Annotated in this window: 16 protein-coding genes; 10 read left to right on the top strand and 6 right to left on the bottom strand. The window is 73.2% G+C overall.

Annotation, left to right across the window (positions count from 1 at the left end; translation table 11 throughout):
• The first annotated feature begins 23 nt into the window (after positions 1–23).
• Positions 24–740: an aggregation-promoting factor C-terminal-like domain-containing protein gene (locus tag KK097_RS18125; RefSeq protein ID WP_307858390.1), complete on the top strand. Its 717-nt coding sequence runs from the start codon at positions 24–26 to the stop codon at positions 738–740.
• A gap of 6 nt (positions 741–746) precedes the next feature.
• Here KK097_RS18125 and KK097_RS12385 read toward each other — a convergent pair whose 3' ends face one another.
• The 3 genes from KK097_RS12385 to KK097_RS12375 all read right to left on the bottom strand — a co-directional run bounded on the left by KK097_RS12385 (position 747) and on the right by KK097_RS12375 (position 3,082).
• A complete protein-coding gene (locus tag KK097_RS12385; protein ID WP_214545028.1) occupies positions 747–1,808 on the bottom strand; it encodes a glycosyl hydrolase family 18 protein in 1,062 nt (353 codons plus the stop codon).
• Positions 1,809–1,839: 31 nt separating this feature from the next.
• A complete protein-coding gene (locus tag KK097_RS12380) occupies positions 1,840–2,217 on the bottom strand; it encodes a DUF7882 family protein (RefSeq protein ID WP_214529088.1) in 378 nt (125 codons plus the stop codon).
• Positions 2,218–2,326: 109 nt separating this feature from the next.
• Positions 2,327–3,082, bottom strand: a complete 756-nt coding sequence (locus KK097_RS12375; RefSeq protein ID WP_214529087.1) for a helix-turn-helix domain-containing protein — start codon at positions 3,080–3,082, stop codon at positions 2,327–2,329.
• A 196-nt stretch (positions 3,083–3,278) separates the two neighbouring features.
• Here KK097_RS12375 and KK097_RS12370 point away from each other — a divergent pair, with 196 nt between their 5' ends.
• From KK097_RS12370 to KK097_RS12360, 3 genes are read left to right on the top strand one after another with little or no spacing between them, the layout of a single operon-like run.
• Positions 3,279–3,446: a hypothetical protein gene (locus KK097_RS12370; protein ID WP_214545027.1), complete on the top strand. Its 168-nt coding sequence runs from the start codon at positions 3,279–3,281 to the stop codon at positions 3,444–3,446.
• Positions 3,443–4,405, top strand: coding sequence for a helix-turn-helix transcriptional regulator (locus tag KK097_RS18710; RefSeq protein ID WP_214545026.1), 963 nt, complete (start codon positions 3,443–3,445; stop codon positions 4,403–4,405). Before KK097_RS12370 ends, KK097_RS18710 begins: the two co-directional genes overlap by 4 nt.
• Before the next feature lie 8 nt (positions 4,406–4,413).
• On the top strand, positions 4,414–4,608 hold the full coding sequence (locus tag KK097_RS12360) for a hypothetical protein (RefSeq protein ID WP_214529084.1): 195 nt from the start codon (positions 4,414–4,416) through the stop codon (positions 4,606–4,608).
• Here KK097_RS12360 and KK097_RS12355 read toward each other — a convergent pair.
• The 3 genes from KK097_RS12355 to xylA form a co-directional block, all read right to left on the bottom strand.
• Positions 4,601–5,602, bottom strand: coding sequence for an acetylxylan esterase (locus tag KK097_RS12355; RefSeq protein WP_214545025.1), 1,002 nt, complete (start codon positions 5,600–5,602; stop codon positions 4,601–4,603). The two genes, KK097_RS12360 and KK097_RS12355, sit on opposite strands and share 8 nt — an antisense overlap.
• 82 nt (positions 5,603–5,684) lie before the next feature.
• The gene (gene xylB / locus KK097_RS12350; protein WP_214545024.1) at positions 5,685–7,169 is read right to left on the bottom strand and encodes a xylulokinase; all 1,485 of its coding nucleotides are present in this window, start codon (positions 7,167–7,169) and stop codon (positions 5,685–5,687) included.
• Between the two features lie 53 nt (positions 7,170–7,222).
• Entirely contained in the window at positions 7,223–8,416 is a 1,194-nt protein-coding gene (gene xylA / locus KK097_RS12345) for a xylose isomerase (RefSeq protein WP_214545023.1), read from the bottom strand.
• A 97-nt stretch (positions 8,417–8,513) separates the two neighbouring features.
• On the opposite strand from xylA, the gene KK097_RS12340 reads away from it, so the two are divergent.
• From KK097_RS12340 to KK097_RS12315, 6 genes are all read left to right on the top strand, one after another.
• Complete coding sequence (locus KK097_RS12340; protein ID WP_250896710.1) at positions 8,514–9,710, top strand: Gfo/Idh/MocA family protein; 1,197 nt, start codon at positions 8,514–8,516, stop codon at positions 9,708–9,710.
• Positions 9,707–10,414, top strand: a complete 708-nt coding sequence (locus KK097_RS12335) for a ThuA domain-containing protein (protein ID WP_214529081.1) — start codon at positions 9,707–9,709, stop codon at positions 10,412–10,414. The genes KK097_RS12340 and KK097_RS12335 overlap by 4 nt, the downstream gene beginning before the upstream one ends.
• Complete coding sequence (locus KK097_RS12330) at positions 10,399–11,511, top strand: Gfo/Idh/MocA family protein (RefSeq protein WP_214545022.1); 1,113 nt, start codon at positions 10,399–10,401, stop codon at positions 11,509–11,511. Before KK097_RS12335 ends, KK097_RS12330 begins: the two co-directional genes overlap by 16 nt.
• A gap of 34 nt (positions 11,512–11,545) precedes the next feature.
• Positions 11,546–12,595 carry a sugar phosphate isomerase/epimerase family protein gene (locus tag KK097_RS12325; RefSeq protein WP_214545020.1) on the top strand — a complete coding sequence of 350 codons (1,050 nt, stop codon included), beginning with the start codon at positions 11,546–11,548 and terminating at the stop codon, positions 12,593–12,595.
• Positions 12,596–12,709: 114 nt separating this feature from the next.
• Positions 12,710–13,960 (top strand): ROK family transcriptional regulator, encoded by a 1,251-nt coding sequence (locus KK097_RS12320; RefSeq protein ID WP_214545018.1) that lies wholly within the window; start codon positions 12,710–12,712, stop codon positions 13,958–13,960.
• A complete protein-coding gene (locus KK097_RS12315) occupies positions 13,957–14,988 on the top strand; it encodes an NAD(P)-dependent alcohol dehydrogenase (RefSeq protein ID WP_214545016.1) in 1,032 nt (343 codons plus the stop codon). Before KK097_RS12320 ends, KK097_RS12315 begins: the two co-directional genes overlap by 4 nt.
• The last annotated feature ends 345 nt before the right edge of the window (positions 14,989–15,333 follow it).

Here is a 15,333-nt window from a genome sequence, read left to right as displayed (position 1 = left end):
CCACCCGTCACTATGCTGAGCGCGTGGGGAGACACGCAGCGTTGCCACCCGCCTCCGGGTGTCCGCCGGTCCGGCGCGCCCCGGGGCCGATGCTCCCGCCGCCGCTGCCCCCGACGCGTCCCGCCGCGGTCGCCGCACCCGTCCGGACCGTTCCGTCCGTCCGGCGTCGCGCAGCAGCCACCCTGGCCTTCACCGCCCCGATGGTGCTGCTCGCCACGCAGCTGACCCTGCCGGCCTTCGCGGACCTCGACGCCGTGGCGGTCCCCGGCGTCGCGGCACCGGCGGCCGACCCGCAGGTGTTCGCGGTCGCATCGGTCACCACGCCCGTCGTCGACCGTGACGACTTCGCCGTCGAGGCCCCGACGCCGAAGCCCCGACGCGCTGCCCAGCAGTCCCTCGCCGAGGCCGCGATCGGTGCCCCCGCGGTCCCCGCGGCGACCCCGGGCAGCGCCCAGGCCATCGCGGCCCAGATGGTGGCCGCGCGCGGATGGGGTGCGGGCGAGTACGGCTGCCTGGTGTCCCTGTGGAACAAGGAGTCGGGCTGGCGCACGACAGCCGCGAACCCGAACGGCGCCTACGGCATCCCGCAGGCGTACCCGGGGTCCAAGATGGCCTCGGCCGGTGCCGACTGGCAGACGAACCCGGCGACGCAGATCACCTGGGGTCTCGACTACATCGGTGGGCGGTACGGCACGCCGTGTGGCGCGTGGGGGCAGAGTCAGGCCACCGGCGCCTACTGAGCCGGTTCAGCCGATCGGGTCGATCCGGTCGGACAGGTCCAGTGACCAGACGGCGACGCCGGTCAGGCCGAGCCGCTCCGCCAGGGCGACGCGGTCGCGCAGCGAGCGTGCGTCCGACCACCAGAGCACCTCACCGCTCGGCAGGGTCGCGGTCCACTCGCCGACCGTCGCGTTCCACTCCGGGGTCACGCCGGCCTTCCGGACCCGCAGTCGGGCCTGGGCGTCGGAGAGCTGTCCGGCCGGGCGCGTGCCCTTCCAGTGGTACCCGTAGCCGGCGACGCCGAGCACGATCTGGTCGGCGGGGGCGAGGGTCGCGAGGGCGCGGGCGGCCTTCGACGACCACGCAAGTGATCCGACCGGGCCAGGAGCGTCCGGCTCCCAGGGGCCGTGCTGGTCGTAGGCCATGAGCGTCAGGTGGTCGAGCGGCGCACGGAGGGCACGGACGTCGTAGCCGAGGCGGGCGTACCCGGCAGCGGTGGTCGACGCCGACAGTGCGATGTCGAGCCGGACGTCGTCGCCGACGGCGGCCCGGAGTTCCCGGGCGAAGGCGGTGAGGCCGGGCTTCTCGGCCGCGGTCAGCGCCTCGAGGTCGATCATGATCGAGTCCCACCCGCCGGTCCGGACGGCGGTGGCGAGGGAGCGGACGACCCGGGCGCGGTTGGCCGACGACGTCAGGAGCTTCCGCGCGATCGGCTCGCTGAAGTCGCCGTCGGCCTCGGAGTAGTTGCTCACGAGCAGTTGCGCGGTGAGCCCGTTCGCGTGTGCCCGGTTGCGCTGGGCCTTGGCGGCACGCGACGGCGCCGTGACCTTCGTGCCCGCGCGGTTCAGCAGCAGCCCGTCGACGCCGACGACGTCCATCGCCGGGGCGTTCGCGTCCACCAGGGCCGGGTCGGCGTTCTCCGGCTGGAACCCGGTGACGTCGAACCAGTCGGCGGCCGGTGTCGTCGCCCCACCGCCGACCGCCGACCCGCTCGCCGATGCGGGCGTCGCACAGCCGGTGAGTGCGAGGCCGGCGGTCAGTGCGGCGGCGAGCAGCGCGGTGCGGCGCCGGCGAGGGGTGGTGGTCACAGCGGCGGTCGTCCTGTCGTTCGGGCCCCGGTCAGGAGGCGCTGATGATGGTGGTCGGTCGTGCGGGTGGTGCTCCGGCGACGTCGTCGGCGGACACCGGCTCCCCGGCGTCCGACGGCTCGGGCGACAGGACGAGTCCGGAGCCGCTCGCCGCACTGGCGTAGAGCTCGTCCAACCAGGAGCGGTTGACGCTGGGCGACTTGCCACCGGCGAACTTGAAGTGCAGTCCACAGTACGGGTGGATCCAGATGCTGCTTCGCCCACCCCCGACGGCGGGGTCGTCCTTCCACGAGAACACGAAGCTCTCCCCGCGTCGGATCAGGTTGACGATCACGATCTGCAGGTGCGTCAGCGCGCGGTCGTCGAGGCGGAGTTCGAGGGGCTGGGAGTCGTAGATGAGCTGTCCCATGGGGCTGCCTTCCGGTGGGGGGGGCCACGCGCGGCGGCGTCGAGCGGGGTCTCCCCATCCTGCCTCCGATCCCGCGCCGTCGACGCTTTTCGTACAACCGGCGACGTGATCAGTCCCGCTCGGGCATCCTGGGTGGCACGCTGCTCGGTGCGGACCACGGCGGCAGTTCGGCCGCCGGGTAGCCGCCATGCTCGTCCGGAGCCCGCAGCATCGGGTTGACGGCGCGCAACCGGATGCCGGCCGTCTCGGCGGTCACGCCCCGCACAGCGCTGGCGAGCAGGAACGCGACGACGTCCGCCGTGCTGCCGTCGGGGTCGTAGCCGTGCCAGGGGTGTTCGTCGCCGTGGGCGCGACGGAGGGCACTGGCGAAGGTTGCGTCGGCGTCCTGGACGTCGATCTCGCAGTCGAGGACGATGCGGAACCGGGTGCCGTCACCGGGCGGACCCGCGAGGTCCGTCGTGCCGCGGGGGTCCGGGTCGCCAGGGTCGAACGACCGGAGTGCCGTGGACGGGGCGGTTCCGAACGCGGCCCGGTACTCGGCCGCCATCCGGCCGGCGTTGCTGAAGTGCCAGTGCTTGGCGACCTCCGCGATCGTCCGGCGGTCCGACGGTGTCATCGCCAGCAGGTCGCGGCGGACCCCCTCGAGCCGCACCCCGCGCAGGTACGACGCGGGTGAGGTCTGGAGCTCCCGCCGGAACGCGCTCTGCAGGCCGCGGGTCGACAGGTGTGCCGCGGCGGCGATGTCCGGCACCGAGATCGCCTCGCGGGCGTGGGCGTGCACGAACCGCAACGCCTCGTGCACGGTGCGGGACAGCCGTGCTCCGCCGTGCTCGGGACCACTCGCCGTGGTCGGTGCCTGGTCCATACGTGGAGCGTACGAGGCGTGCGTGCGGTTCTGCCTCCGACGCCACGACGCCGCTGTTATCCGAGGTGCGCGGATGTGGATCGCACCCGTTCGGGGGTCATTGTGGCCCTCGACCAGGACGCTTATCGTCCAGAAGGTACTCAAACTGTCCCCCTCCGAACAGGGTCGGAGGCGCGGGGGCAGATCGGAGGATCTGATGAGTGGTTACGAGCGTGCACCGGGGGTCTCCCCGGTCCACATCACCTCCTACCGGGCTCGGGCACGGGCTGCCCGACGCGGCTGGATCGTGCAGTCCGAGGACGACGTCGACCAGGAGCGCTTCAGCGTCGCGGACCTGCGGGCCCAGCGGGGGCGGAACCCGTGAGCAGCGACACCGTCCCGCGGGCCGCGGTCCCGCACGCGCCCCGGACGGTCGAGCGCTCCGGCCGGACCCCGTCCGAGGCCGTGCGGACCTGGAGCGTCGTGTACGGCGGCCGCGACGTGCGGTTCGCACCCACCGACCGGTTCGCGTTCCGGCACCGCACGGTGCGCCACCACAACGTCGCACTGCTGTCGTCGGCGGTGTCGACCGCCGCCGCAGCCTCGTTCACCCCGGACGGCACGCCGGTGCTCGCCTGGTCGGCGGCGGGCGGCCTCCGGGTCGACGGTGGTGCGCCGACCCGCCCCGGTGTCCCGGTCCTGCTGCCGACGGACCGGCGGTTCACCGTCGTCGCGCCCGCCGGGACGGTCCAGGTGCTGCGGGTGGACGGCGGGTTCCTCGACGCCGTGAACGGGGTCGTCTTCGACCACCGGTACACCGGCCGACTGCGGACCCTCCCGTCCGAGGCCGAGGTCCCGCAGCTGCTCGCCCGCATCGACGCCGTCGCCGTGAACGCGCTGCACCCGGACCGCAACCCCGGTGGGCACCTGTCGGCACAGGTGCTGCTGGCCGAGACGGTCCTGCGGGCCTTCGGCGGAGCCGTCGTGGAGCAGGACGCACCCCAGGTGTCCCGGACCGCGAACACCGTGCACCTGGCACAGGCGTGGCTCGCGGAGCACTGCGACCGACCGCTCCAGCTGGCGGACGTCTGCGGGGCGGTCGGGGTCAGCTCCCGCACACTGCAGGAGAACTTCGTGCAGCACCTCGGGGTGAGCCCGATGACGTACCTGCTGCTGGTCCGGCTCGACCGCGTCCGGATCGCGCTCCAGCTCGCCGACTGCACGCAGACGACGGTGGCCGAGGTCGCGCACCGGTGGGGGTTCCGTCACATGGGGCGCTTCTCGAGCACGTACTTCCAGCGCTTCGACGAGTACCCGAAGAAGACGCTGCACACGAGTACCTGAGGCGACGGATGCGCACCCGACAGCAGCGGCTGGTCGGGCTGGCGGAGCGGGTCCTGCTCCACCAGCCCGACGTCGTCCCGGACAGCATCCTGTTCGAGTGGGGAGACCACCGCGGACGCGACTGGGAGCAGACCCTCACCGTGCACTACGACGTCGGTGACGGCAGCACCGGCACCCACCACCGGCACCACTACTTCATCTGAGCCGCTCGGGCAGCTGCGCCGCCAGGAACGCGGCCTGGCGCTCCCAGTGCCGGAACCCGCCGCCCTCGTGCCCGTTGTACGGGTACACGGCGATCTCGCGGACCGACGACCCGAGGGCGTTGAACGCCGCGAAGGTCGTCCGCGGCGGCACGACGTCGTCCATCAGTGCGACCGAGAACAGCGCGGGCGCGGTGATCCCCGGGGCGTGGTTCACCCCGTCCAGGTACGCGGCGGTGTGCCACACGGTGTCGGCCGCGTCCCGGTGCACGGCGAGGTACTGCGTGAGCTCCAGGTACGGGCCGCCGACCGCGACGTCGGTGCCGTTCCGCCAGTCGGCCAGGAACGCCACGTCGGCCATGACCGCCGCGATCGGTCCGACGTGCGCCTCGACCAGGGCGGCCGCGGCGATCGTGATGCCGCCGCCCTGGCTGCCACCGGTCAGGGCGATGCGCTCGGGGTCGACCCCGGGCAGCCTCCGCACCGCCTCGACGAGTCGCACGGCGTCGGTGTAGACGCGGCGGTAGTAGTGGTCGGCGGGCGAGCCGATGCCGCTCGTCATCCAGCCGCTGGCGTGCGGCGCGGAGCCGTGCGGGTCCGGGGTGTCGCCGCCGGCCCACCCGGAGCCCTGGCCGCGGGTGTCCATCACCACGTGCACGTACCCGGCGAGGGCCCAGTGCACGCGCTCGCCCGGACGACCACGGCCACCGCCGTACCCGAGGAACTCGACGACGACCGGCAGTGCGGCGGGGTCGTCGGACACCGGACGGTTGACCCACGCGCGCACCGGGTCCCCGGCGAACCCGGGGAACGTCAGGTCTTCGACGACGAGACCGGTCACCGGGGTCTCGGCGGGCACGAGGGTCACCTCGACGCCCTCGCCCGCGGTCCGGGCGGCGGCGATCGTGTCCGCCCAGAAGGCGTCGAAGTCGGCGGGACGACGGACGTCCGAGCGGTGGGCGCGGAGCGCGTCGAGGGGCAGGTCGGTCAGTGGCATGGGGGTCCTCCGGGGACGATGATGCCCCCGGCGCCCTGGTGGAGGGCGCCGGGGGCGAGGGGTGTCGGACTCGGTGCGTCGGTCAGCGCGCCGCGGCGCGGTACTGCTCGAGCACCTCGGGGTGGGGGTCGGACGGCACGGTGGTCGTCGCGGTGTCCCACGTCGGCAGGGCACCGGTGAGCGCCCACGCGGCCTGCTTCGCGGCACCAGCGGCGACGTACTCACCGGGCTCCGGCACCAGGACGTCACGGCCGAACACCTGTGCGGCGACGGTGCGCACCGCCGGGTTCCGCGCAGCGCCACCGATGAGCAGGAGCCGCTCGACGGTGACCCCGGTGTCCTGCACCGCGGCGAGTCCGTCGGCGAGGGCGCAGAGCATCCCCTCGACGGCCGCCCGGGCCAGGTGCGCCCGGTCGGTGGTCGCCGGTGTCATGCCGAGCAGCGATGCGGTCGCGTCCGGCCGGTTGGGTGTGCGCTCGCCCACGAAGTACGGCACCAGGACGAGGCCGTCGGCCCCGGCCGGCGCCTGCAGCGCCAGCTCGCCGAGCGCGTCGTGGTCGACGCCGAGCAGGCCGCCGATCACCTCGAGCACGCGGGCCGCGTTGAGCGTCGTGACGATCGGGAGGCGCGACCCGGTCCCGTCGGCGAAGCCCGCCACGGTCCCGCTCGGGTCACGCACCTCGGCATCACTGACCCCGAAGACCGTGCCGCTCGTGCCGAGGGACACCGCGACGTCGCCCGGACCGAGGCCCAGGCCGAGCGCTGCCCCGGCGTTGTCGCCGAGTCCGGCACCCACGACGAGGCCGGACCGTGCGACCGCGCCGCCGGGCAGCTCCACGTCGGTGGACAGGGCGCCCATCGCCTCGTCGGGAGCGACCACGCGGGGCACGACCACGGCGTCGTCGTCACCCATCGACGCCGGTCGCATCGGCCGCCCGAGCGCGAGCTCGAACAGCTCCGGGTCGTACTCGCGGCGCACCGGGTCCCAGTACGCCGTGCCGCTGGCGTCGGACGCGTCGGTCGCCAGCGCGTCGAGGTCGGGGCCGAGCGGGCTCTCGCCCGCCGGGCCGTACCCGCGGAGCCGCCACGACAGCCAGTCGTGGGGGAGCGCCACGGCCGCGACGCGCGCCGCGTTCTCGGGTTCCGCGTCGCGGAGCCACCGCAGCTTGGTACCGGTGAACGAGGCCACCGGGACCAGACCCGTCCGGGCGACCCAGGATTCCCGGCCGAGCTCGTCGACCATCTGCGCGGCCGCGTCCGCACTGCGCACGTCGTTCCACAGCAGGGCGTCGCGGACCACGCGGCCGTCCGCGTCGAGCGCGACCATGCCGTGCTGCTGCCCGGCGATCGCGACGGCACCGACGTCGTCGAGGCCGCCGGCGTCGACGACGGCGGCACCGAGGGCGTCCCACCAGTGGCGGGGGTCGACGGACGTGCCGTCCGGGTGGGACGCGCGTCCCTCCCGGACGACCGCACCGGTCGCCGCGTCACGGATGGTGACCTTGCAGGACTGGGTCGACGAGTCGACCCCCGCGACGAGCTGGCGCTCGTCCGTGTTCTCAGCCACTTCGGCGGCAGGCCGCCTCAGCGCGCGGAATGCAGCCGCTGGCGCGTCTGCCTTCAATTCCGCGCGCCCAGGAGGTGCTCCATCGCGAGCTGCTGCAGGCGGACGAAGCCGAAGCCCTTGCCGCCGAAGTACGCGTCGGCGTCGAAGTCCTCGTAGGCCGAGCGGTCGGCGAGGAACGTGTCGTACGACTCGCCGTCGTTCAGCGTCGGCGTCGACAGCTCGCCGACCTTCGAGGCCTCGAGCGCGGCCTGCACCTCGGGGTCGGCGCGGAACGCCTGCGCACGCTCCTTGAGGAGCAGGTACATGCGCATGTTGGCCGACGCGGAGTCCCAGACGCCGGTGATGTCCTCGGTGCGGCTCGGCTTGTAGTCGAAGTGGCGCGGGCCGTCGTACGCCGGGCCGCCCTGCGGGGCGCCGTGCTCGAGCAGGTCGACGAGCGAGAACGCGTTCTGCAGGTCGCCGTGGCCGAACACGAGGTCCTGGTCGTACTTGATGCCGCGCTGACCGTTGAGGTCGATGTGGAAGAGCTTGCCCTGGTAGAGGGCCTGGGCGATGCCGGCCGTGAAGTTCAGGCCCGCCATCTGCTCGTGGCCGACCTCGGGGTTGATGCCGAACAGCTCCGGGCGCTCGAGCGTCTCGGTGAAGGCGATCGCGTGGCCGAGGGTCGGCAGGAGGATGTCGCCACGGGGCTCGTTCGGCTTCGGCTCGATGGCGAACCGGATGCCGTAGCCCTTGTCGGTGACGTACTGGGCGAGCAGGTTGACGGCCTCGCGGTAGCGCTCGAGTGCGGCCTGCACGTCCTTCGCGCTGTCGTACTCGGAGCCTTCGCGGCCGCCCCACATCACGAACGTCGATGCGCCGAGCTCGGCGGCGAGGTCGATGTTGCGCAGGACCTTGCGGAGCGCGAAGCGGCGCACCTGCCGGTCGTTCGAGGTGAAGCCGCCGTCCTTGAACACGGGGGCGGAGAACAGGTTCGTCGTGACCATCGGCACGACGAGCCCGGTGGACTCGAGCGCGCCCTTGAGGCGGTCGATCTGGGTCTGGCGTTCGGCGTCGGTCGAACCGAACGCGAACAGGTCGTCGTCGTGGAAGGTCAGGCCGTAGGCCCCGAGCTCATCGAGCTTCTCGACCGCCTCGACCACGTCGAGGGCGGGTCGGGTCGGCCCGCCGAAGGGGTCGGAGCCGTTGTAGCCGATGGTCCAGAGACCGAAGGAGAACTTGTCTGCACGGGTGGGCGTCGTTGCCATGGTGGTCACCGTTCGTCGTCGAAACAAAATGTTGCCGCGCCCAACATAAGCGGTAGTGTTGGCTGTGGCAAGCACGTGATCGCAAAGGAGCGAGCGGATGGCAAGTGAGTCGACGGTGCAGCAACGACTGCGGGTCGCGATGGTGGGGCACGGCTTCATGGGAGCCGCACACTCACAGGCGTGGCGGACCGCCCCCAGGTTCTTCGACCTCGGGGCCGAGCCCGAGATGGCGGTGATCGTCGGGCGTGACCCGGAACGCACCGAGGCCGCACGCGTGCAGTACGGCTGGCAGGCCGCGTCCACCGACTGGCGTGCCGTCGTCGCCGACCCGGACATCGACGTGGTCGACATCGTCTCGCCCGGGTCGTCGCACGTCGAGATCGCGATCGCCGCGCTCCAGGCCGGCAAGCACGTCCTGTGCGAGAAGCCCCTCGCCAACACCGTCGCCGAGGCCGAGGCGATGACCGCCGCCGCCGACGCCGCCCGTGCGCAGGGGGTCCGGGCGATGGTCGGGTTCAGCTACCGCCGGGTGCCGGCCATCGCGTTCGCCCGGCAGCTGGTGCAGGACGGCCGGATCGGCACCGTGCGCCAGGTCCGTGCGCTCTACCTGCAGGACTGGTTGGCGGACGAGGACGGTCCGATGACCTGGCGCCTCGACAAGTCGCTCGCCGGCTCCGGCGCACTCGGCGACATCGGTGCCCACGCCATCGACCTCGTCGAGCACGTCACGGGTGCGTCGCTCGCCACCGTGTCCGGCACCCTCGAGACCTTCGTGACCGAGCGTCCGTTGATGGCCGAGGGGGTCGGGCTCTCCGGCACCGCGTCGAGTGAGCGCGGCCAGGTCACGGTCGACGACGCCGCGTTCTTCACCGCCCGCCTGGGTGGCGGTGCGGCCGACGGTGCGATCGGCACGTTCGAGGCCACGCGGTACGCGACCGGGCGGAAGAACGGCCTGACGCTCGAGATCAGCGGGTCCGAGGGCGCGATCCAGTTCGACCTCGAGGCGATGAACGAGCTCCGGCTGTACGAGTCGAACGCCCCGGCGGGGGAGCAGGGGTTCCGCCGCATCCTCGTCACCGAGCCCGAGCACCCCTACATGGCCGTGTGGTGGCCGACCGGGCACCTCATCGGGTACGAGCACACCTTCAGCCACCAGGTGAAGGACTTCGTCGACGCGATCGTCGCCGGCACCGACCCGTCGCCGTCGTTCGCCGACGGCCTGCACGTGCAGCGGGTCCTCGACGCGGTCGAACGCAGCGCCGCCGCCGGCAGCACCTGGACGGCGACCTCGTGAGCGCCGCCGACCAGACCCGCCGGGCACTCGTCGTCCGCGGCGGGTGGGACGGTCACCAGCCCGTGGAGACCACCGACCTGTTCATCCCGTTCCTGCAGGCCCACGGGTTCGCCGTCCGCGTCGAGGGGTCGCCCGCCGTGTACGCCGACCAGGAGTACATGGACACCGTCGACCTGATCGTCCAGGTCAACACGATGACGACGATCGCGGCCGACGAGTTCGCCGGGCTGCAGCGCGCCGTCCTGAACGGCACGGGCATGGCCGGCTGGCACGGCGGGATCGCGGACTCGTACCGCGACAACGCCGACTACCTGCACATGATCGGCGGGCAGTTCGCGCACCACGCGGGCAAGCACCCCGACGAACGGGTCGGCGAGCAGTCCGACAACTACATCCCGTACACGGTGCACATCACCGAACTCGGGCACGAGCACCCGATCACGCAGGGCATCGAGGACTTCGACCTCGTCACGGAGCAGTACTGGGTGCTGAGCGACGAGTACGACGACGTCCTCGCCACCACCACGCAGGAGGCCCGCTCGTGGGACCCCTGGAACCGCCCGGTCACCGCACCGGCGATCTGGACCCGGCAGTGGGGGAAGGGACGGATCTTCGTCTCGGCCCCCGGACACCGGATCGAGATCGTCGAGTCGCAGCCGGTCCGAACCATCATCGAACGGGGACTCCTGTGGGCAGCACGGTGAACGAAGGGGTGCTCCGCGTCGGGGTCGTCGGCGTCGGGGTCATCAGCCAGCAGTACTTCGAGCACTTCCCGGCACTGCCCGGCCTCGAGCTCGCCGCGGTCGCCGACCTCGACGTCGCACGGGCCGAGGCGGTCGGCGCGGCCCAGGGCGTGCGCGGGACCACCGTGGACGACCTGCTCGCCGCCGACGACATCGACGTGGTGCTCAACCTGACGATCCCGGCCGCGCACGCCGACGTCGCGACCCGGGCGCTCGCCGCCGGCAAGCACGTCTACGGCGAGAAGCCGCTCGCGATGTCCACCGCCGAGGCAGCACCGGTGCTCCAGCTCGCACGCGACCGGGGCCTCCGGGTCGGCAGCGCCCCGGACACCGTCCTCGGCACGGGCATCCAGACCGCCCGTGCCGCCCTCGACGACGGCGCGATCGGTACCCCGGTCGGCGCCGCCGTCGCGTGGAGCGCCCCCGGGCACGAGCTCTGGCACCCCGCGCCGGCGTTCTACTACCAGCCGGGCGGCGGACCGCTCCTCGACATGGGGCCGTACTACCTGACCAGCCTCGTCACGTTCTTCGGGCCGGTCGTCCGGGTCAGCGGCAGCGCCACCCGCTCCACCCGCGAACGGACGATCGCCACCGGGCCGAACGCCGGCACGTCGATCCCGGTCGACATCGACACGCACGTCGTCGCGATCCTCGAGCACGCGGGCGGCGTGGTCTCCACCGTGACCGTCTCGTTCGAGGTCTGGGCCACCCGCGCCCCGCTGTTCGAGGTGTACGGCACCGCCGGCACCCTGGGCGTCCCGGACCCGAACCGGTTCTCGGACACCGTGTCGATCGCCACCGCCGACGACCGCTCGTGGCGCGACCTGCCGGTCGCCGCCGGGTACGCCGACGCCGGCCGCGGCTACGGCCTCGCCGACATGGCGCACGCGATCGCGACGGACCGGCCGCACCGAGCCTCCGGCGATCTCGCGTTCCACGTGCTCGAGGTCATGGAGGCGGTCTCCGCCGCCGCCCGAGACCACTCGGTCGTCGACGTGCACTCGCGCGTCGAGCGACCCGCCACCGTCCCCGCCGGGTCCGCACCCGGATCCTGGTGACGGAACCCGACCACCGCGAAGAAGGACGACGACGATGACGACGACGGACGCGAGCGAGACGACGGAGACGACACGGGCCTCCCGGCCGGTCACCCTGTTCACCGGACAGTGGGCCGACCTGCCCTTCGAAGAGGTCGCCCGGCTCGCCGGCGAGTGGGGCTACGACGGGCTGGAGATCGCCTGCTGGGGCGACCACCTGGACGTCCGGCGCGCCGCGACGGACCCGGAGTACGTCGCCGAGCGCACGGCGATCCTGGAACGCAACGGGCTCCAGGTCTGGACCATCGCGAACCACCTGGTCGGCCAGGCAGTGTGCGACGACCCGATCGACCAGCGGCACGAGGACATCGTCCCGCCGCACGTGTGGGGCGACGGCGACCCCGAGGGCGTACGGCAGCGTGCGGCCGAGGAACTGCAGTGGACCGCCCGTGCCGCCGCGGCGCTCGGGGTCGACACCGTCACCGGCTTCTCCGGTTCGTCGATCTGGAAGACCGTCGCCGGGTTCCCGCCCGTGCCCCCGGGGATGATCGACGCCGGGTACCAGGACTTCCACGACCGCTGGTCACCGATCCTCGACGTCTTCGAGGAGGTCGGGGTCCGGTTCGCGCTCGAGGTGCACCCGTCCGAGATCGCCTACGACTACTGGACCGCCAGGCGCACGCTCGAGGTGTTCCAGGACCGGCCGGCGTTCGGGTTCAACTTCGACCCGTCGCACTTCGTCTGGCAGGACCTCGACCCCGCCGCGTTCCTGCTCGACTTCGCCGACCGGGTGTACCACGTGCACTGCAAGGAGTCGGTGAAGCAGCTCGACGGGCGCAACGGGCGGTTGTCCTCGCACCTGCCGTGGGGCGACCCCCGGCGCGGGTGGGACTTCGTCACCGCCGGTCACGGGGACGTACCGTGGGAGCGGGTGTTCCGCGTGCTGAACCACATCGGGTACGCCGGACCGACCAGCGTCGAGTGGGAGGACGCCGGCATGGACCGGCTCGTCGGCGGGCCCGAGGCGCTGGCGTTCGTCCGGCGGCTCGGCACCATCGCCCCGCCGGACGCCGCGTTCGACGCCGCGTTCTCGCAGTCGCGCTGACCCGGTTCTTCGCCGGGGTTTCGCGCTGCGCGACAGTCCACGGGCGCCCGGGTGCGAAACTCGTCGCTCAGCCCGAAACCCCACCCGCGACCCCATTCACAACGAGGAGGACCCATGGCACGGCAGCCCACGGCGACGCCGGGCAACGCCGCGCGCGTCCTCCGGCTCGTGCACGAGGACGGCCCCGTCACCCGCGCCGAGCTCACCCGGCGCACCGGACTGAACCGCTCGACGATCCTCGCGCTCGTCGGGGAACTCGTCGACGCCGGTCTCGTGCACGAGGAGACCCCGGCCGCGGGGACCCCCGGTGCCGGGGTCGGACGGCCGAGCGGGGTCGTGCGGGCGTCGGCCGACGTCCTCGCCGCCGCGGTCACGGTCGAGATCGACGCCGTCGGGGTCGCCCTCGTCGGCCTCGACGGCAGCGTGCGTGACCGGCTGGTGGAGCCGCAGACCACCGTCCCCACCGCCGCGCAGGCCATCGACGCCGTCGCCCGGGTCCTCGCCGCACTCGTCGCCCGCACCGGACCCGGCGCCCGGGTCGTCGGGGTCGGCGTCGCCGTGCCCGGCATCGTCCGGGTCGAGGACGGCACCGTCCGCGACGCCCCGCACCTCGGGTGGCGTGACGAACCCCTCGCCGGACCGCTCGCGGAACGCCTCGGGCTGCCGGTCCGGGCCGCGAACGACGCCAACCTCGGCGCCTGGGCGGAACGGCTGTACGGCAGCGCCCGCGGCGTCGACGACCTCGTGTACCTGAACGGCGGCGCGAGCGGCATCGGCGGCGGGATCGTCAGCGCCGGCCGGCCCTTCAGCGGCGCCGACGGGTACGCGGGCGAGCTCGGGCACACCTTCGTCGCGGCGAACGGGATCCGCTGCCACTGCGGCGCGGTCGGGTGCCTGGAGACCGAGGCGTCGCGCTCCGCCCTCACCGACGTCACCGGGACCCCGCCGGACGACCTCGACGCGCTCGCCGCGGCGCTCGCCGAGGGCCGGCCCGAGGTCGAGCGGGTCGTCGACCGACAGGTCACCGCGCTCGCGACCGCGCTGCGCAACGCCATCCACACCGTCGACCCCGAGGTCGTGGTGCTCGGCGGGTTCCTCGGTGCGCTGCTCGGGCACGTCGGCGACCGGGTCGAGACCGACGTCCGTGCGCAGACGATGGCCGCCATGACCGACCGGCTCCGCATCGTCCCGGCGGCACTCGGCCGTGACGTCCTGGTCCGCGGCGCCGCCGAGATCGGCTTCGCGGAGCTGCTGCGCGACGCCACGATGACCGCAGCGACCGCGGCGACCGCGGCGACCGCAGCCCCCTCCACCACCCCCACGTCCGGCCGCGACGACGCGGCCGAGGAAGCGAGAACCGCATGACCTCCACCCAGCGCACCAGCGTCCTGCTCGGCACCCAGGACCTCACCGTCGAGGACCGCCCCGTCCCCGCCGTCGACCCCGGTGACGTGCTCGTCCGGGTCGCCGCCGTCGGTGTCTGCGGCTCCGACGTGCACTACTACCGCCACGGCCGCATCGGGGACTTCGTCGTCGAGGAGCCCCTCGTCCTCGGGCACGAGCTCTCCGGCACGATCGAGGCCGTCGGCGAGGGGGTCGACCCGTCCCGCGTGGGGGAGCGCGTGGCCATCGAGCCGCAGCGCCCCTGCCACCGCTGCGCCCAGTGCCTGGCCGGCCGCTACAACCTCTGCCCGCACATGCGCTTCTACGCGACGCCGCCGGTCGACGGCGCCTTCACCGAGTTCGTCACCATCGAGGCCGAGTTCGCGCACGTCCTGCCCGACGCCGTCTCGTTCGAGGCCGGCGCGCTCCTCGAGCCGCTGTCCGTCGGCATCGCCGCCGTCCGCAAGGCCGGCATCGTCCCCGGTTCGTCGGTGCTCATCGCCGGTGCCGGTCCGATCGGCATCATCTGCGCCCAGGTCGCGAAGGCCTTCGGAGCGTCGCGCATCGTCGTCAGCGACCTCGTCGCCGAGCGCCGTGAGCGCGCCCTGCGGTACGGCGCCACCGAGGTCGTCGACCCCACCGCCGTGTCCGTCGCGTCCGACATCGTCCCCGTCGACGCGTTCATCGACGCCAGCGGTGCACCCCGCGCGGTGTCGGACGGCATCAAGGCCGTGGGCCCCGCTGGTGCAGCGGTGCTGGTCGGGCTCGGCAACTCCGAGATGACGCTGCCGGTCGAGCACATCCAGAACCTCGAGGTCACGGTCACCGGGATCTTCCGGTACACGAACACCTGGCCGGTCGCCATCGAGCTGGTCGCGTCCGGGCAGGTCGATCTCGACTCGCTCGTCACCGGCCGCTTCGGGCTCGATGACGTGCGCGAGGCCCTCGAGAGCGACACCGACCCGGAGTCGCTCAAGTCCGTCGTCTACCCCGGCGGCGTCCCCGCCTGAGCGTGCACGGTGCAGGTTTCGTCGGCCCGGGGCGCATTGCGTGCCTGGTGCGGCATTGCAGCCGGGCACGGTGCCCGGAAGCGCGCACCGGGTGGCGGCGCGCGCACGGTGCGGGCGGGAGGCGCGGGGCCAGGCCGCCACGCGCCTCCCGCCCGGCACGGTGCACGGTCTGTCGGACGGTGCGGGCTTAGCCGCCTGGTGCGGCATTGCAGCCGGGCACGATGCGTGGAAGCTCGCACCGGGTGACGACTTACGCACGGTGCGGACGGGAGGCGCGGGGCCGGGCCGCCCCGCGCCTCCCGCCCGGCACGGTGCACGGTCTGTCGGACGGTGTGGGCTTGGCCG

The sequence above is a fragment of the Curtobacterium flaccumfaciens genome, assembly GCF_018598405.1.
In the GTDB taxonomy this organism is placed as follows: domain Bacteria; phylum Actinomycetota; class Actinomycetes; order Actinomycetales; family Microbacteriaceae; genus Curtobacterium; species Curtobacterium aurantiacum.
Note: the sequence above shows the minus strand (reverse complement) of the source record. Positions and strands in the feature narration are given on the sequence as shown.